The sequence below is a fragment of the Micromonospora sp. DT231 genome, assembly GCF_049847025.1.
In the GTDB taxonomy this organism is placed as follows: Bacteria; Actinomycetota; Actinomycetes; order Mycobacteriales; family Micromonosporaceae; genus Micromonospora.
On sequence record NZ_JBNCNO010000017.1, the window covers coordinates 81343 to 98804 of the forward strand.

Annotated in this window: 16 protein-coding genes, 1 pseudogene and 1 riboswitch; of the genes and pseudogenes, 4 read left to right on the forward strand and 13 right to left on the reverse strand. The window is 73.2% G+C overall.

All coding sequences use genetic code 11. The features are described 5' to 3' along the window. Nucleotides 1-3: 3 nt before the first annotated feature. The 4 genes from ACPXBU_RS31140 to ACPXBU_RS31155 form a co-directional block, all read right to left on the reverse strand. Nucleotides 4-1071 carry a coiled-coil domain-containing protein gene (locus tag ACPXBU_RS31140; RefSeq protein ID WP_393364057.1) on the reverse strand — a complete coding sequence of 356 codons (1068 nt, stop codon included), beginning with the start codon at nucleotides 1069-1071 and terminating at the stop codon, nucleotides 4-6. Between the two features lie 5 nt (nucleotides 1072-1076). After that, nucleotides 1077-1208, reverse strand: a riboswitch (cyclic di-AMP (ydaO/yuaA leader). 111 nt (nucleotides 1209-1319) lie between these two features. Continuing rightward, nucleotides 1320-2237 carry a cation diffusion facilitator family transporter gene (locus ACPXBU_RS31145; RefSeq protein ID WP_393364054.1) on the reverse strand — a complete coding sequence of 306 codons (918 nt, stop codon included), beginning with the start codon at nucleotides 2235-2237 and terminating at the stop codon, nucleotides 1320-1322. A gap of 104 nt (nucleotides 2238-2341) precedes the next feature. Then, nucleotides 2342-4456, reverse strand: a complete 2115-nt coding sequence (locus tag ACPXBU_RS31150; protein WP_425760944.1) for a HelD family protein — start codon at nucleotides 4454-4456, stop codon at nucleotides 2342-2344. A 108-nt stretch (nucleotides 4457-4564) separates the two neighbouring features. Continuing rightward, entirely contained in the window at nucleotides 4565-5512 is a 948-nt protein-coding gene (locus ACPXBU_RS31155; protein WP_425760945.1) for an alpha/beta fold hydrolase, read from the reverse strand. Between the two features lie 160 nt (nucleotides 5513-5672). On the opposite strand from ACPXBU_RS31155, the gene ACPXBU_RS31160 reads away from it, so the two are divergent. Then, nucleotides 5673-6299, forward strand: coding sequence for a carbonic anhydrase (locus ACPXBU_RS31160; RefSeq protein ID WP_425760946.1), 627 nt, complete (start codon nucleotides 5673-5675; stop codon nucleotides 6297-6299). A 165-nt stretch (nucleotides 6300-6464) separates the two neighbouring features. On the opposite strand, the gene ACPXBU_RS31165 is transcribed toward ACPXBU_RS31160, so the two are convergent. Continuing rightward, on the reverse strand, nucleotides 6465-6794 hold the full coding sequence (locus ACPXBU_RS31165; RefSeq protein WP_279519077.1) for a hypothetical protein: 330 nt from the start codon (nucleotides 6792-6794) through the stop codon (nucleotides 6465-6467). Nucleotides 6795-7103: 309 nt separating this feature from the next. Here ACPXBU_RS31165 and ACPXBU_RS31170 point away from each other — a divergent pair, with 309 nt between their 5' ends. The 3 genes from ACPXBU_RS31170 (at nucleotide 7104) to ACPXBU_RS31180 (ending at nucleotide 9778) form a co-directional block, all read left to right on the forward strand. Beyond that, nucleotides 7104-7595 carry a DUF3145 domain-containing protein gene (locus tag ACPXBU_RS31170; RefSeq protein WP_393364043.1) on the forward strand — a complete coding sequence of 164 codons (492 nt, stop codon included), beginning with the start codon at nucleotides 7104-7106 and terminating at the stop codon, nucleotides 7593-7595. A gap of 86 nt (nucleotides 7596-7681) precedes the next feature. Next, nucleotides 7682-9415: a glycoside hydrolase family 3 protein gene (locus ACPXBU_RS31175; protein WP_425760947.1), complete on the forward strand. Its 1734-nt coding sequence runs from the start codon at nucleotides 7682-7684 to the stop codon at nucleotides 9413-9415. Nucleotides 9416-9559: 144 nt separating this feature from the next. Next, complete coding sequence (locus tag ACPXBU_RS31180; RefSeq protein ID WP_393364037.1) at nucleotides 9560-9778, forward strand: hypothetical protein; 219 nt, start codon at nucleotides 9560-9562, stop codon at nucleotides 9776-9778. A 48-nt stretch (nucleotides 9779-9826) separates the two neighbouring features. Here ACPXBU_RS31180 and fabF read toward each other — a convergent pair whose 3' ends face one another. From fabF to ACPXBU_RS31220, 8 genes and pseudogenes are all read right to left on the reverse strand, one after another. Then, nucleotides 9827-11053, reverse strand: coding sequence for a beta-ketoacyl-ACP synthase II (fabF, locus tag ACPXBU_RS31185; protein ID WP_393364034.1), 1227 nt, complete (start codon nucleotides 11051-11053; stop codon nucleotides 9827-9829). A gap of 2 nt (nucleotides 11054-11055) precedes the next feature. Continuing rightward, a complete protein-coding gene (locus ACPXBU_RS31190; protein ID WP_030330276.1) occupies nucleotides 11056-11295 on the reverse strand; it encodes an acyl carrier protein in 240 nt (79 codons plus the stop codon). Nucleotides 11296-11380: 85 nt separating this feature from the next. Next, on the reverse strand, nucleotides 11381-12325 hold the full coding sequence (locus tag ACPXBU_RS31195) for a beta-ketoacyl-ACP synthase III (RefSeq protein ID WP_393364030.1): 945 nt from the start codon (nucleotides 12323-12325) through the stop codon (nucleotides 11381-11383). Nucleotides 12326-12330: 5 nt separating this feature from the next. Further along, nucleotides 12331-13248, reverse strand: a pseudogene (locus ACPXBU_RS31200) (ACP S-malonyltransferase); the annotation flags it as partial. A gap of 78 nt (nucleotides 13249-13326) precedes the next feature. Continuing rightward, nucleotides 13327-14748, reverse strand: a complete 1422-nt coding sequence (locus ACPXBU_RS31205) for a PucR family transcriptional regulator (RefSeq protein WP_425760948.1) — start codon at nucleotides 14746-14748, stop codon at nucleotides 13327-13329. Then, complete coding sequence (locus tag ACPXBU_RS31210; RefSeq protein ID WP_425760949.1) at nucleotides 14640-15479, reverse strand: septum formation family protein; 840 nt, start codon at nucleotides 15477-15479, stop codon at nucleotides 14640-14642. Before ACPXBU_RS31210 ends, ACPXBU_RS31205 begins: the two co-directional genes overlap by 109 nt. 94 nt (nucleotides 15480-15573) lie before the next feature. Next, on the reverse strand, nucleotides 15574-16257 hold the full coding sequence (locus ACPXBU_RS31215; protein WP_425760950.1) for a response regulator: 684 nt from the start codon (nucleotides 16255-16257) through the stop codon (nucleotides 15574-15576). Beyond that, entirely contained in the window at nucleotides 16254-17459 is a 1206-nt protein-coding gene (locus tag ACPXBU_RS31220) for a sensor histidine kinase (RefSeq protein WP_425760951.1), read from the reverse strand. Before ACPXBU_RS31220 ends, ACPXBU_RS31215 begins: the two co-directional genes overlap by 4 nt. Nucleotides 17460-17462 lie beyond the last annotated feature (3 nt).

Genomic DNA, 17462 nt, shown 5'->3' on the forward strand with positions numbered 1-17462 from the left:
GGGTCAGTAGACCGACAGGTGCACGTGGTTGGTGTGGTCGGTGGAGGGGGTGCCACCCGCGCCGCTGTACGACTTCCACCCGCTGCTGGGCAGCCAGATCTGCCGGTACCAGATCACGTACAGCACGGCGAGCTGGTCGGCGTTGCGGATGAAGTACGCGGCCAGGTTGTTGCCGTACGTCTTGTCGCCGCCGGTGGCGTTGCCGCCGAAGCCGCTCGCCTGCGCGGCGAAGTCGCAGGCCCGGCCCTTGGGGTGTTCACCGGAGCCGCTGGGGCGGTGACAGGAGACGTACCTGGTGAAGCCCGCGGCCTTGGCCTGGTTGAGCGCGTGCAGGGTGCGCGGGGTGATGCAGCCGCTGGCGGGCGTGGGGTCGTTGACGCTGCACGACTCGGATGGCCACGAGCCGTCGGAGTTGCGCGGCGCCGCCTTCGCGTTGGCGCTGGAGGTGCCCCGGTTGGAGCCGGTGTCGGCGGTGGTCTTCGGCTTGGGGGTGTTGGCCACGGTCAGGGCCCGTTCGGCCTGGTCCTTGCGCTTGGCCATCACCGTGACCTGCTTGCGTTGTTCGACGATCTCGCCGTTCAGGGCGGCCCGGGTGCGACTGGCCTGGTCCTTGGTGGCGAGCAGGTCGCGCAGCACCCGGTCCTCGTTGGCGGCCACCGCGTCCAGCGCGGCGGCCCGGTCCATGAAGCCCTCCGGGCTGCTGCTGTTGAGCAGGGCCGACACCACGCCGAGCCGTCCGGTGCGGTACGCCACGCCGGCGATCTGGCCGACCTTGCCGTCGCGCTGGGCAAGCTCGACCTCGATCTCCTTCAGCTGCGTGGCGAGCTGCTGCTGCCGTTTGACGGAGGTGTCCAGAGCGCGTTTCGCGTCCAGGTAGCCCTTGCTGGCGGCCTCGAGTTGGGCGCGTAGCGAGGGGGTGCCGCCCTCCTCGTCGGAGTCGGGTGCGGCGGCGGCCCGCAGGCCGGTCGGGGGAGCGGCCGAGGCGGTGCCGGCCGGGAGCGCGACGCCGAGGGCGATCATCGCGACGATCAGGGCCGCCAGTCGGGCGGCGGGTGGTCGTGCTGGTGCCACTGCGCATGTCCTTCCGTCAGCCGCCGACCGGGTTAGCTGACGGGTTCGGGACGGAAGATCCCTACCGCTGACGCGGATGCACCCCAGGAACGTGGTTCCCCGGTTCGCCCGGTTGGGCGATTAGGCGGCGACCGCCACCGGCGCCTGGAGGGCGCCGCCTGGTGGAGGCCGGGACCGAGCCTACCGGTGCCGGTGGGGCTGCTGCAGCCGATGTGACAGACGGTGCGTGCGTCGTCACGAGAATGCTGTCACCACTCGATCGAGCCGCAGGCGCCGGGGGCGGCGCCGGGCTCGATCTGCAACGTCGCGTGCTCGATCCGGAAGTCGTCGTGCAGGGCGGTACGCGCCGCGGTGAGCACCGTGCCGACCTCGGCGCCGGGTGCCATGGTCAGGTGCGCCGAGGCCACCTCCATGCCCGAGGTGAGCGTCCAGACGTGCAGGTCGTGCACCTCGACCACCCCGGGGACCGCGGCCAACCGGTCGTGCACGGCGGTCACCTGGAGGTGTTCCGGGGCGGCCTGCACAAGGATCCGGACGGCGGCGCGGGCCAGCCGCCAGGTGCGCGGCAGGATGAACGCGCCGATGGCGACCGCGACGAGTGGGTCGGCCCACCACCAGTCGGTGACAGTGATGAGCAGCGCCGCGCCGATCACGCCGAGTGAGCCGAGCAGGTCGCCGAGCACCTCCAGGTAGGCCCCCTGCAGGTTGATGCTCTCCCGGGCTCCGGCGCGGAGCAGGGCGAAGGCGGCGACGTTCGCGAGTAGGCCGAGCACGGCCACCGCGAGCATCGGGCCGGCGATGACCTGGTGCGGGTCGCCGAAGCGGCGGATCGCCTCGATCACCACGTAGATCGCGACGCCGGAGAGCAGGACGGCGTTGGCGAGCGCGGCGAGCACCTCGAGTCGGTAGAGCCCGAAGGTGCGCTGCGGGTCGGTGGTGGCCCGCCGGGTCGCGGTGATCGCGGCGAGCGCCATCCCGATGCCGAGCACGTCGGTGAACATGTGCCCGGCGTCGGAGAGCAGGGCGAGTGAGCCGGTGCGCAGGGCGGCCACCGCCTCGACCACCATCAGGGTGGCGAGCAGCCCGAACGCCGCCCAGAGCCGGCCCCTGTGCTGGTGTGCGGCATTGGCGACCGACCCATGGTGGTGGTCATGACCTGCGCCCACGAGATCCACCTTCCGCCGCCGGTTGGGGCCGGGTCAAATGTATGCTCACATCGCTATGTATGCAAGTGTGGCGTAGGCCGCTGGTCCGCGGGCGATGCCCCGGATCAGCCGGTCGGATCGATCGTGGTGAGTCGTTGCGTGGCCCGGGAGAGCGCCACGTAGAGAGTGCGTACCCCGGCACCCGGATCCGCCCGGATCTCGCTCGGGGCGACAAGCACGACACCGTCGTACTCCATGCCCTTGGCCTCCAGGCTGGTCACCACCTGGAGGCGCGGCGCGCCGAGCGCGTCGAGCCAGCCGGCGACCTCGTCGCGGCGGGGGACCGGCGTGATCACGCCGACCGTGCCCTCCACCTCGGCCAGGAGTCCGGCGGCCGCCTTCACGACGGCGGTCTCCAACCCGGTCGCGGGCACCACCAGCTCGACCGGATCGACCCCGGTGGAGCGTACGGCGGTCGGCAGCGGCAGGTCGGGGTAGAGCCGGCGGATCTCCGCCGCCGCCACCGCGAAGATCTCCGACGAGTTGCGGTAGTTGGTGGTGAGGGTGAAGTCGTGTCGCTTACGCCGGCCCAGCGCCTGGTCCCGGGCCTGGTTCAGCTCCTCCGGATCACCCGTCCACGCGGTCTGCGCGGGGTCACCCACCACCGTCCAGGAGGCCAGGCGGCCTCGCCGTCCGACCATCCGCCACTGCATCGGCGAGACGTCCTGTGCCTCGTCGACCACCACGTGCGCGTACTCCCGGTAGTCCTCCGGCCGCTCCCGGGCCGCCGCCCGAGCCGCCCGCTGCCGGTCGCTGGCGGTGCTCAGCTCGCGGACGCCGCCAGCGAGTTGGAACGGGTCGCGACGGGCCTTGGCCGGCTGCGCCGGCTTGCCGAGCAGGGCGTCCAACTCGTCCAGCAGCGCGATGTCGGCGATCGTCAACCCGTCCGTGTCCAGGCTCCGGTACGCGGCGCTGAGCAGCCGGATCTCCGCGCCGGAGAGGATCCCGCCGGCGTACCGCCGCAGCCGGTCCGGCCGGGCCAGCCAACCGAGCACGTGCCGCGGGTGCAGCCGGGGCCACCACGCCTTGAGGAACTCGCGAAACTCCGACCGCTCGGCGATCTCCGCCTCGAAGGTCCGCTGCTCCGGCAGGCGGATGCCGACCTCGCGGGCCTGCGCCCAGAGTGCGGCGAACACGCCGTCGAAGCCGGCCCGGCGCACCTCGTTGCGGCGGGCGCCGCGGTGCAGCGCGCGGTCCCGGATCCGGTCCAGGTCGGCCCGGTCCAGCCGCAGCAGCGTGCCCCGGTAGAGCAGCCGCAGCTCATCCGGGCCGCCCGGCGCCGCGTCGCGGACCGCGCGTTCCAGCACCCGGCGCATCCGCAGCGAGCCCTTCACGGCCGCCACCTCGGGCGGGTCGGTGCGGGTGGCGGTCATCCCCGGAAAGAGGGTGCCGAGCGAGTGCAGGGTGGCGGTGTCCTCACCGAGCGAGGGCAGCACCGAGGCGATGTACTCGACGAAGACCCCCGACGGGCCGACCACCAGGATGCCGCCACCGGCGTACCGGCTGCGGTCGGAGTAGAGCAGGAACGCCGCCCGGTGCAGGGCGACCGCCGTCTTGCCGGTGCCCGGGCCGCCCGCGACGATCGTCACCCCGGAACCGGGCGAACGGATCGCCTCGTCCTGCTCCCGTTGGATGGTCGCCACGATGTCCCGCATGCCCCGGCCGGTCGCCTTGGACAGGGTGGCCAGCAGGGCGCCGTCGCCGACGACAGTCATCCCCTCCGGGGCGGCCGTCGGGTCCAGCAGGTCGTCCTCGATCCGGGTGACCCGCTCGGCACGAGACTGGATCGTGCGGCGACGCACCACGTCCAGCGGCTGCGCCGGCGTGGCCTGGTAGAAGGCGGCGGCGGCCGGTGCCCGCCAGTCCACGACGAGCGTGCTGGCGTCCTCGTCGCGGATCCCGAGTCGCCCCACGTGCAGCACCTGCCGGTCCCGCAGGTCCAGCCGGCCGAAGACCAACCCCTCGTACTCGGCGTCCAGGACGTGCCGCCGCTGCGCCGCGTGGAAGACCATCGCGTCGCGCTCGACCAACGAGCCGTGTGTGCCCACCCGGGCGATCCGGTAGCCGTCACGCTCGGCGCGGACCGCCGAGCGCCGCAGTTCGGCCAGTCGGGCGTACACCCGGTCGAGGTGTCGTTGCTCGGCGGCAATCTCCTGCTCCAGGCCGGTCTGGTCGGTCAACGCACGCTCCTTCGAAGGTCGCCGGCGGGCGGCGGGAACCGCGCAAGCCAACCGCAGAAGGGTACGGCCCCGCGCCGGGCCCGCCGCGCCCGAGGTGCGGGAACGCGCTCAGACACCCGTCCCGGCGGCGGCCGGGCCGGAAATCCGGGGCGTCGGTTCGGCGAACACCCGACGCAGGACTCCGGTGAGCGCCGCGTTCACCTCGTCCGGGCGCTCCATCATCAACATGTGTCCGGCCCCCGGGCAGACGGTCAGCTCGGTGGCCGGCAGGGCCGCGGCGATCGACTCGGCACACGGCGGCGGGGTCAGCCGGTCCCGGTCGCCGACCAGGGCGGCGGCCGGCAGGTGCGCCAACGCGGTGAGGGTGTCCAGTCGGTGCTGGGTGCCGATGGAGGCACGGAACCCGCCGATCGACCGCAGCGAGGCCCGAGCCACCGCCGACGTCACCAGCCGGATGTCGGCCGACTCGCAGCGGTCGCCGAACAGCATCCACCGGATGCTCGGTCGCAGCGCGTTCAGCAGCGCCCGGGGCGCTCGCCACGAGCCGCACCGGGCCAGCACTCCGGCACCCGTCGTCTCGGCCAGCCGGATCAGTCGGGCGATCCGCGGCGAGAGCCCGTACACGGTGTGGGTGTGCCCCTCGGCGGTGGTCGACACGAAGACCAGACCTGCCGTACGGGCCGCGAAGTGCGCCGGGTGGCGGTGGGCGTACTCCATGATCGTCATGCCGCCCATCGAGTGCCCGACCAGGACCACCGGCCCGACCGGCGCCACCGTGTCGAGCACCGCCGCCAGGTCGTCGCCGAGTTGGGCAAGGGTGGCCGTGGGCAACGCCATGCAGCTGGACCGACCGTGCCCCCGCGCGTCGTAGGTGACCACCCGCACCGACCCGCCGACCGACGCCGCGGTGAGCGCGTCGACCTGCCGGTGCCAGGCGCGCCCGTCCAACGTCCAGCCGTGCAACAGGACGGCGGTGACCTGGGCGTCCGTCGGCCCCGTCGCCTCGACGTTGAGTCGTACGCCGTCGGGCAGACCGACCTCGAACCGCTCCGGCATCGCCACCTCCCCAGGCCGCCCGGCACCCCACCAGTCCCTCTGATACCCGGCTACCCGCCAGGACAGCACGCCAATCGCGTCGCGGCTGACATTCCCCGACCCCGCCCGTGGGGCCCGGCGGCGGGCCAAGCTGGACGGCATGGGGTCGTCGGAAGCGCCCATGGGCGACATGTCGGGGCAGCGGCGGCAGGCCGGCGGCACTCCTCGCGCCGCGCTGGCCGACCTGCTCGCCGGTAACCGGCGGTTCGTCAGCGGGCAGCCGATCCACGGGCACGACGTCACGGCCGCCGCGGCCGCCGCCTCGGGCGACCAGCAGCCGTACGCCGTGGTGCTCGGCTGTATCGACTCGCGGGTGCCGCTGGAGGCGATCTTCGACCAGACCTTCGGCGCGATCTGTGTGATCCGTACCGGTGGGCACGTCCTCGATCGGGCGGTGTGCGGGTCGATCGAGTACGTGGTGGGCCAGCTCGGCGTGCCGCTGGTGATGGTCCTCGGGCACGAGCGGTGTGGTGCCGTCGGCGCCACCGTGGACGCGGTCCGCGCCGGGGAGCACCCCGGCGGCTCGCTGGCGTACCTGGTGGACGAGATCGCCCCGGCGGTGACCGGGGTGGGGATCGACGACCCGGCGGTGCTGCCGCTCGCGATCCGCCGGCACGTCCGGCGGACGGTGCGCACGCTGCGCGAGGACGACCTACTGGCCGGGCCGGTCGCCGCCGACCGGGTGGCCGTGGTCGGTGGCCTCTACGACCTGGCCACCGGCGAGGTCACCCTCCTCGATCCGGGCTGAACCCGCCCCGACGCCGCTGGACCGACTCGGGTTTGTGATGTCGGGGTGTCCGGCCTGCGGGGATACCCCGTCTTCCAGGAAGCTGAGTGGATCTCGCGCCGGACGCGCGAAACCGCCCGCCGGGAACTCCCGACGGGCGGCTTCGATGATGCGGTGGGGGAGGGCTCAGCCCTCGAAGACGCCGGCGGCGACCAGGCGCTTCTCGGTGGCCTCCCAGCCGTCACCCGGGTGGGAGGCGGCCAGGTTGTTGATCTCGGCCCGGATCTTGGCGGCGTGACCGGCCGCGGCCAGCACGCGGATCTCCTCGACGAAGGCGTCGGAGTCCGTGCGCAGGTGCGCGGTCTTGCCGTTGGTCAGGTTCCGCACGTAGGCGTGCTTGCCGCCGTTGAGCGGGATGAGGTACTTGAACTCGCCCAGCACGCTGAGGGCGCCACCCTGGCCAGCCTGGCCGGCCCGGACGGACGCGCGCGCGGTCTTAGAGGTGTTGCTCGCCACGGAGGTACTCCTTGCAAGACGTACGGGAGGACTGGACGTCCGGGGGCTGTGTGCGGGCCACACTGCGCTCGGCCCGCGAAGGTGTAACGCGGCATAAGCCGCCGGTGGAACTGTACAGGACCACGACATCATGCTGGTCGCCGCGGTGTCCTGAGAGGTAACGGCAGCCACCCGTCCGGCTATTCCGACAGGCGTTTTTTCCGATTCCCTGGCGCGCCACTGGCCACACGAGTCATCATGTGTTGCAGCAGCCACCTGGTTGGACGAGGTCGTAGGGGAAGACGCACCTCGCTCTCCCGGGAGGTCACCGTGCCAACGCGTGGCGTCGTATACGTCCACTCGACCCCACTCGCCGTGTGCTCGCACGTCGAGTGGGCGATCGCGCGCGTCCTAGCCGCGCCGGTCAACCTGCAGTGGACGGCTCAGCCCGTCGACCCCGGCGCACGCCGGGCCGAGTGCGGGTGGACCGGCCGTCCGGGGACGGGCGCCGAGCTGGCTGTTGCCCTACGGCAGTGGCCCATGATCCGTTTCGAGGTCACCGAGGAGCCGAGTCCCGGCGCCGACGGCGAGCGGTTCATGTACGTGCCGGCCCGGGGCATGTTCCGGGCCACGGTCGGCGTGGCCGGCGACATCCAGCTCGGCGAGGACCGGCTACGAGCCCTGATGGCCGCCTCCCGGGCACCGGAGGCGCTGGCACACGCCCTGGACAAGGCCCTCGGCACCGCGTGGGACGCCGACCTGGAGCCCTACCGGTACGCGGGTGACGGCGCCCCGGTGACCTTGCTCACCCGCGTCGGCTGACCCGGTCGCCGCTGCGCTGGCGGTGGCCGTCGAGGTGCCCGCGACCGGTAAGGTCAAGTTGCCCCGATAAGGGGGAAGCTGGTGGGATGAGCGGCGTGTCGAATCGCCCGTGGCGCGCCACTGTCGCAGTCGCCGCCCTGACCGCCCTGCTCGCCTCCGGCTGCTCGGGTGGCCCCGCACGGCCCACGCCGACGACCAGCCCGCTCGGCGCGTCCACCGCCCCGAGCGGCCCCGCCCCGACGCCGGCCAGCGACCCTGCCGCCCGTGCCGCGGCGCTCGTCGCCACCCTGTCCGACGAAGATCTTGTCGGCCAGGTGCTGATGCCGTACGCCTACGGCGACTCGGCCACGAAGGTCTCCGCCGGCTCGGCTGCCGGCAACCAGGCACTCGCCGGGGTCGACACCCCCGCCGACATGATCGCCAAGTACCGGTTGGGCGGCCTGATCCTCGTCGGGTTCAGTGCCGACGACCCGACCAAGGGCAACCAGGAGACCACGAACGTCGACAACCCGAAGCAGGTGCACGACCTCACCAGCGGGCTGCGTGCCGCCGCCGGTCGGCTCGCCGCCGGCCCCGCGCCACTGCTCGTCGGCACCGATCAGGAGTACGGCGTCGTCACCCGGGTGACCGACGGCGTCACCGTGCTGCCCAGCGCCCTCGCGGCCGGCGCGGCCGGTGACCCGAAGCTGACCGAGGCTGCCTGGCGGGCCGCCGGCGCCGAGCTGGCGGCGATGGGAATCAACATCGACTTCGCCCCGGTGGCCGACGTGCTGGCCACCCGCAGCACCGTGATCGGCTCCCGTTCGTACGGCGCCGACCCGAAGCAGGCCGCGGCGCAGGTGGGCGGCGCCGTCCGTGGCCTCCAGGCGGAGGGTGTCGCGGCCACCCTGAAGCACTTCCCCGGGCACGGCCACAGCGCCGACGACTCGCACCAGGACCTGCCGGTGCTCACCCAGTCGGCCGCGACGTTGCAGAGCGGCGCCTGGCCACCGTTCACCGCCGGCATCGATGCCGGGGCGATGGCGGTGATGTCCGGGCACCTGGACGCGCGCGCGATCGACCCCGGGACCCCGGCGACCTTCTCCCACAAGCTGCTCACCGACGTGCTGCGCGGTCAGCTCGGCTTCAAGGGCGTGGTGATCACCGACGGGATGAACATGCCGCCCGCCAAGCGCTGGCCACCCGGCGAGGCGGCGGTCCGGGCGCTGAACGCCGGCAACGACCTCATCCTGATGACCCCGAATGTCGGTCAGGCGTACGACGGGCTGCTCGCCGCGCTGCGCGGCGGGTCGCTGCCCCGGACCCGGCTGGTCGAGGCGGTCACCCGGGTGCTGACCATGAAGTTCCGGCTCGCGGAGACCCCGGCCGCGCAGATGTCCACGCTCAACACCCCGGCCCACCGCGCCGCGGCCGACGCGCTGGCCGCCGCCGCCGTCACCGTGCTGCGCGGCACCTGCGGCGGCGCGGTGCCCGGGCCGGTCACCGTCACCTCCTCCGGTGGCCGGGACGGCACCCGGGCCACGCTCACCGCCGCGCTGAAGGCCGCCGGGGTGCAGGTCAAGGCCAGCGGTGGCACGATCGTGCACCTGGTGGGCTACGGCGACGGCGCCAAGGACCTGCGCCCCGACGCGGCGGTCACGGTCGCCATGGACACCCCGTACGTGCTGGGTGAGGCGAAGTCTCCGACGTTGCTGGCCACGTACTCCTCCAGCCGGGCGTCCATGACCGCGCTGGCCGCCGTACTGGCCGGCAAGGCCAAGCCGGGGGGCCGATCCCCGGTGGCCGTGCCCGGCCTGCCCGCCACCACCTGCGGCACCTGACCGGCCGGCGCGGCCAGGTCGGCGCCCACCCCACGCGCTCGTCGCGAGCCCTCGCACGGCGAGCCGGTACGCCGGCAGCACGTCGGTGCCCGCGCGACGGAAATCGGGTCGCCTCCGCCTCGGTCGGTCTGACAACCTCACCCCATGGGAGCGGCAGCGGGATTCCGGCACGTGCGACGGGCGGACGGCACCGTCGTGATCACCCACCACGGACGGGTCGCCGGCACGCTGCGTGGCGCCCGGGCCGCGGAGTTCCTGGCCGAGGTCGACGAAGACCCGCAGTTGGTGATGGCCCGCTGGACCGGCAACTACCGCCACGGCAACGAGCGCACCGCGAAACAGCACCCCCGCAACCGCGGCTGAACGACGCGGGGGCCCCTCCTCGACGAGTTGGGGCCCCCGCGCAGAATCTCAGGGCCGGGCGAAGACGAGCGCCACGTTGTGGCCGCCGAAGCCGAACGCGTTGTTCAACGCGGCGGGAATCTCCATGTGGCGTGCCTTGTGCGCCGCGACATCCAGCGTGAGGCCGGGCTCCGGGTCGTCGAGGTTGATCGTCGGAGGGACGACACTGTCGCGGATGGCCAGGATGGTGGCGATCGACTCCAGCGCGCCGGCCGCACCGAGCAGGTGACCGGTCATCGACTTCGTCGCGGACAACACCGGGTGGTCGCCGAGCGCCTTGTGCAGCCCGCCGATCTCCAGCATGTCGCCGATCGGCGTCGACGTGGCGTGGGCGTTGACGTGCACGATGTCCCGCTTGGCCACGTCCGCGTCCGCGATCGCCTTGGCGATGGCCCGGATGGCGCCCTCGCCCTCGGCGTGCGGCTGCACGATGTCGTACGCGTCGGACGTGATGCCGGCCCCGGCGAGGCGCGCGTACACCCGGGCGCCCCGGGCTGCGGCGTGCTCGGCCCGCTCCAGCACCACGATGCCGGCGCCCTCGCCGAGGACGAAGCCGTCCCGGCCCCGGTCCCACGGGCGGGAGGCGCGCTCCGGCTCGTCGTTGCGGGTCGACATGGCCCGCATCGAGCTGAAACCGGCGATCGGCAGCGGGTGGATGACCGCCTCGGTGCCGCCGGCCACCACCACGTCGGCCCGGCCGGAACGGATGATGTCCAGGCCCAGAGCGATCGCCTCGGCGCCGGTGGCGCAGGCGCTGGCCACCGCGTGCACACCGGCCTTGGCGCCCAGCTCCAGCCCGACCCAGGCGGCCGGACCGTTCGGCATCAGCATCGGGATGGTGTGCGGGGACACCCGCCGCGGCCCGGACGCTTCGAGGATGTCGTCCTGGGCGAGCAGGGTGGTGGCACCGCCGATGCCGGAGCCGACGCTGACGGCCAACCGCTCTCCGTCGAGGTCGGATCCGGCGAGGCCGGCGTCCGCCCAGGCCTGTTGCGCCGCGATGATCGCGATCGCCTCGGAGCGGTCCAGTCGGCGCAGTCGGACCCGGTCCAGCACCTCGGACGGGTCCACGGCCAACTGGGCGGCGATCCGGACCGGCAGTTGCGCGGCCCACTCCTGGGTGAGGGCACTCACCCCGGAGCGGCCGGCGAGCATGGCGTCCCAGGTCGACGCGACGTCCCCGCCGAGCGGGGTCGTCGCGCCGAGCCCGGTGACGACGACGTCAGGACGACTCATGATCAGGACTGCGCCGCGATGTAGCTGACGGCGTCACCGACGGTCTTGAGGTTCTGCACCTCGTTGTCCGGGATCTTGACGCCGAACTTCTCCTCGGCGGCCACCACGACCTCCACCATGGAGAGCGAGTCGACGTCGAGGTCGTCGGTGAAGGACTTCCCCTCGGCCACGTCGTCCGGGTTCACTCCGGCAACCTCTTCGAGGATCTCGGCGAGGCCGGTGGTGATCTCGTCACGGGTCATTGCGGTTGGTTCCTTTCATCGGGGTTGTCCGACGGACGGCGTCGCCGACCGCCATTCCTCGACGCGTACGCGCCGAAGGGGGTCATCAGGGGCAGCGGACGACCTGACCGGCATAGGTCAGACCGCCGCCGAAGCCGAACAGCAGCACCGGTGCGCCCGAGGGCACCTCCCGGCGCTCGACCAGCTTGGACAGGGCCAGCGGCACGCTCGCGGCGGAGGTGTTGCCGGACTCGACGATGTCCTTCGCGATGATCGCGTCGGGGATGTTGAGTCGCTTGGCGATGCCGTCGATGATCCGGGCGTTGGCCTGGTGCGGCACGAACGCGGCCAGCTCCGACGGGTCCACCCCGGCCCGCTCGCAGGCCTGCAGCGCGAGCGGCGCCAGCGCGGTGGTGGCCCAGCGGAACACCGACTGCCCCTCCTGCTGGACGTACGGGCGCCAGCCCTCGATGCGTACCGCGTCGCTCTTCTCCGGCGCCGAACCCCAGACCACCGGGCCGATTCCGGCCGGCTCGTCGTCGGCGGTGGCGGTGACCACCGCGGCGCCTGCGCCGTCGGCGAAGATGATGCAGGTGGAGCGGTCGGTCCAGTCGGTGAAGTCGGACAGCTTCTCGGCGCCGATGACTATCGCGTTGCGCGACGCCCCGGCCCGGATGGCGTGGTCGACGGTGCCCAGGGCGTACGCGAAGCCCGAGCAGGCGGTGTTGAGGTCGAACGCGCCGGGCGCGGTGATGCCCAGCTTGGCGGCGACCCGGCAGGCCACGTTGGGGCTGCGGTCGATCGACGTGCACGTGGCGACCACGACCAGGTCGATGTCGGCGGCGGTCAGGCCCGAGTTGGCAAGAGCCTTGCCGGCGGCGGCAGCGGCCATGTCGGCGACCGTCTCGGTGTCGGCGATCCGCCGGCTGACGATGCCGACCCGGTCGCGGATCCACTCGTCGTTGGTGTCGACGAGCTGCGCGATGTCGTCGTTTGTCACCACCCGCGAGGGCTGGTAGTGCCCCATCGCGACGATGCGACTGCCAGTCATGAACGACCTCCGATACGGGCGATCAGGTCCCGTGCGGCCGGCAGGTCGTCCGGGGTGTTCAGGGTGACGATCTCCGGCGCGCCCTCGCCCTTGAGGTCCCGCTTGACCAGCCCGGCGAGGGTGCCGGCCGGTGGTAGTTCGATCACGCCGGTGACCCCGAGGTCGGCAAGCGCACGCATGCACAGATCCCAGCGCACCGGCGCGGTGACCTGGCGGATGAGGCGCCGCACCATCTCCGGGCCGTTGTCGACGGCGGTGCCGTCGAGGTTCGACAGCAGGGTTCGGGCCGGATCGGCGGGGGTGATCTCGGCGGCGGCGGCGGCGAGCGCCGTCTCGGCCGGGGACATGTACGGGGTGTGGAACGCGCCGGCCACCTTCAGTCGGATGACCCGGGTCCGGGCGGGCGGCTCGGCGGCGAGCTTGTCGAGCCCGTCCAGCGCGCCCGCGGCGACGGTCTGCCCGGCGCCGTTGCGGTTGGCGGGATAGAGCCCCTGCGCCTCGATCGCGGCGAGCACCTCGTCCGGGTCGCCACCCAGCATCGCGGCCATTCCGGTCGGCTCCAACGCGCAGGCGGCGGCCATCTCCCGGCCCCGTACGCCGGCGAGGGTGATCGCGGCCTCGGGGGTCAGCACGCCGGCGATGGCGGCGGCGCCCAACTCGCCGACGCTGTGTCCGGCCGTGAGGCCGACGCCGTCCAGGGGCAGGTGCTCGGCCGCGAGCAACGCCGCGGCGACAAGCAGCGGCTGGGTACGGGCGGTGTCCATGATCTCGTCCGCGTCGGCGGCGGTGCCCAGGTGCACCAGGTCGACCCCGGCCAACGCCGACCACTCGCGCAGCCGCGCCTCGGTGCCGGTCAGGTCGAGCCAGGGGGTCAGGAAGCCGGGTTTCTGAGAACCCTGGCCGGGACTAAGTACGGCGAGCACGCCTATGACTCTCCCGGATAAAGGCGGGTAACGCGGTGCGGCCTTCGACCAAACCGTACTAGGACCTTTGGAGGTTTCCTACAAAGATCGGCGGGGATCATCCTCGTTTTGGGAGGATTTCCGGACGGCCGGGGTCATTGTCTGAGTCGGGACCGGCGAGGCGAGCGGGACGACCGGATCCAACCGGCCCACGGTCAGCGCGACCTGAAGCGCGAACGCGTCCCGGGGCGACAGCGGAGAGAAGCCGGTCACCTCGGCGATCCGCCGCAGTCGGTAACGCACCGTGTTCGGATGGACGAACAAGGCGCGGGCGGCGCTCTCCAGCGTGCCACCGGCGGCCAGGAAGGCGTCCAGGGTCGCCAGCAACTCGCCGCCCGCGCGCACGAGCGTCGCGTACACGTCGTGGCGCAACCGCCGCCGAGCCTCCGCGTCACCGGCGAGGGCCCGCTCCGGCAGCAGATCGGCGGCCGGCACCGGACGGGGAGCACCGGGCCAGGCCGGCGCGGCCCGGAAACCGGACAGCGCGGCGCGTGCCGACTCGGTCGCCTCGTCCAGACTCGGTACGGCCGGACCGACCACCACCGGCCCGTCGCCGAACGCGCTGAGCAGCTTCGCGGTGGCGGTCAGCGGGTCCGCCGCCCCGCCCAGCACGATCACCAGTCGGTCGCCGTGCACCCCACCGATCACCTCCACGCCGATCCGGCGGGCCTGCCGGTAGACCACGTGCAGCACCGCGGAGACCTCGCCGCCCGGCGACCGACCGACCGCCACCGCCACCGGCGGTGCGTCCGCCCAACCGAGCGCGGCGGCCCGACTGGCGAGCACATCGGGTGAGTCACCGCGCAGCAGCGCGTCGACGAGCAGGGCCTGCAACCGCGCGTCCCACGCGCCGCGTGACTCGGCTGCCCGCGCGTACACCCGGGCGGCGGCGAACGCGATCTCCCGGGAGAAGCGCAGCACCGCCTCGCGCAGTTGCTGCTCCTCACCCTCGGCGGCGAGCTGCGACACCTGCTCCTCGACCACGTCGATGGTCACCTTGATCAACGCGACGGTCTGCTGGAGGGTGATCGACCGGGCCAGCGCCTGCGGGGCGGCGGCGAAGACCTCGTCCGAGACCTCCTGGGTGCTGTCCGCGGTGCCGCCACCCTCGCTCAGCCACTGCACCAGCGACCGGGCGCCCGCCTGGGCCACGAGCATCACCCAGGAGCGCTGGTCGGCCGGCAACGCCCGGAACCACGGCAGCGTCTCGTCCATCCGGGCCACGCTGGAGGTGGCCAACGCCCCCGCCGAACGCTCGATCCGGCGCAGCGTGGCCGCCAACTCTCCACCCCCCGGCGTACTCACCGCCCTAGCCTGACACGTCGTGACCAGGCCAACCACGTCGGCACCGGTCAGCGGGTCGCCGGAAGCAGGGTTCGACCGCCACCCTTCGCCGAGCTGTTGAGCACGGGACCGGGGCTGTGCAGGAAGCACAGGACGCCGAGCCTGCCCGCCAGCCACTCGGGCTCGCCCTCCGGCGTCAACCAGAACACCTGGAACCGGTATCCCACGTCACCCTCCGGCAACCCGACGTAGCGCGAGACGGTGGACAGGCAGCCCGCGTCCGTGTTGTCGTCGGTGAGCTCCTCGACCTCCGGACCCGGCCGCCAGATGCCGGCGAACTCGGTGTCGTGCGGCCCGGTGCAGGAGGCGGGCGGCAGATCGCCCGACTCGGTCGGATCGGTGAAACAGGTGTACCGGAACGGCGAATCACCGGTCAGCGCGCCACTCAGGCTGTTCGCCCGGGGGTTCGGGAACCACCGGTCCACCGCGTGCATCTCCAGCAGGTCGCAGCGGTACCACCGTGCACCCGCCTCCCAGTGCGCCGCCGACGGGATCAGCACCCGCATGGCCAGCCGTGACTCGCGCCACTCGCCACCCAGGAAGAGGGCAGCCTCGGCGTCGCAGGATTCGTACGCCCGCCCGATGCCCTCGGTGTCGGCGGCCGGTGGCTTCGACGCGTCGGCGTCCGCGCCACCGAACCGGCCGACCAGGAACGTCTCCACCTCGTGCTTCGACGAGCAGGGGATCGGCGTGTACGTCTCGGGGCTGCGCTCGTCGGAGGCCACGGCGTGACACACCCCCGCCTCGGGGGTGAAGGACGGGGGCGATTCCGCAGCGAAGATGCTGTCGCAACCGCCCGCCCCGAGGATCAACACCGCCAGGACCGTCGTCCCCCACCACCGTCGCACGGTCTCCCCATTCTCAGCGGCCGACATCGACGTCGGTGGCGCGCAGCGTACGGCAGACGGGCGGTCCGTCGGCGTCCGGAGTGGACGCGGGGACTCACGGCTGCGGGGGAGCGGGCAACCCCAGCTCCTGGGCCAGGATCGCGGCCTGCACCCGGCTGCGCAGCCCCAGCTTCGCCAGGATCCGGCTCACGTGCGTCTTGGTGGTGCTCTCCGCCGTCGCCAGCCGGTCGGCGATCTGCTGGTTGGACAGGCCCAGGCCGAGGCAGGCCAACACGTCACGTTCGCGCGGGGTGAGGGTGCCCAGGGCGGCCCGGGTGTCCGCCGACGCGCCCGGCGCGGTGGCCGCGAAGGCCGCGATCAACCGGCGGGTCACCGCGGGGGCGATGAACCCGTCGCCACGCGCCACCATCCGCACCGCGGCCACCAGGCCGGCGGCGTCGGTGTTCTTGAGCAGGAACCCGGCCGCGCCGGCGCGCAGCGCCCCGAAGACATACTCGTCGAGGTCGAAGGTGGTGAGCACCAGCACGTCGGCGAGCAGGTCGGCGACGATCGCCCGGGTCGCGGAGATGCCGTCCCGGCGGGGCATCCGTACGTCCAACACGGCCACGTCCGGGCGCAACTCCCGGCACAGCCGGACCGCCTCGTCGCCGTCGGCCGCCTCGCCGACCACGGTCAGGCCGGGGGCGGCGCCCAGGATCAGGGCCAGTCCGGCGCGTACCGCCGGCTGGTCGTCGGCGAGCACCACCCGCACGATCGTGTCGTCCGCCGGGCCGCTCACCCGCCCGCCCCGGTGGGCAGCGCGGCCCGGACCTGCCAGCGACCGTCGTGCGGCCCGGCGCTGAACCGCCCGGCCAGCAGCGTGGCCCGCTCCCGCATCCCGATCAGCCCGGCCCCGGCGCCCGGCCACCCGCCCCCGGGTGTGCGCACCGGATTCTCCACCGTCACCACCACCTCCGCCGGCCGGTACGCGATGGTCAGCTCCGCCTCACCCGTGCCGTGCTTGAGCGCGTTGGTCAGCGACTCCTGCACGATCCGGTACGCGGCGAGGTCCACCCCCACCGGCAGCGGACCCGGGGTGCCGTCGGTGCGTACCCGCACCGTGAGGCCGGCGGCCTGGATCCGCTCGACCAGCCCGTCCGCCTCGGCGAGCCGGGCGGTGACCGCCTCCGACACCGCCGGGCCGTCGCCCGCGGAATCCGTCCCGTCGCCGGTCGCCGGCTCCCGCAGCACCTCGATCATCTGACGCATCTCGGCGAGGCCCTGCACGCTGCTCTCCCGGATCACGTGCAACGCCGAGGAGACCTGGTCGCGATCCAGGCCGGGTACGGACAGCACGGCGGTGGCGTGGATGGCGACCGCGCTGAGGTGGTTGGCGACGACGTCGTGCAGCTCCCGGGCCATCCGGGCCCGTTCGGCGCTGACCGCCTGTCGACGGTCCAACTCGACCAGCCGGGCGGTCTGCTCGGCCCGCGCCCGCTCGGCGGCGGCCTGGTCGCGGTACTGCCGCACGCTGATGCCGGTCAGCACCGGCAGCAGCCCGGCGAGCACCACGAGCACCCCGATGGTGACCCCGCGCCAGTTGTCGAAGGCGACCACCCCGACGACGGCGCCGACCAGGCTCAGTCCGATGCTCACCCGCAGCAGCCACCGCCAGAGCCGTGGCGGGCCGTACACGCAGGCGTCGTAGAGCACCTGCGTGTAGACCAGGATCGTGCCCAGCGAGTTGCCGAGCGCGCTGTCCACGACCAGCGCCCCGGTGCCCACGGCCAGGCTGGCGCGTGGGGCGACCCGACGCATGCCCACCGCCGCGCACATCACCAGCAGCGGCGGCAGGAACAGCGCCGACGGCACGCCCGTGTGCGGACGGACCTGCGGCTGCCACCCCAGGGCGAAGAGCACCAAGCCGCCGGCCAGCGACGCGGCGGCGAGCGCGAGGTCGCGGCCGAGGGCGCCGGAGCCGAGCCACGGTGGCGGTCGCATGCC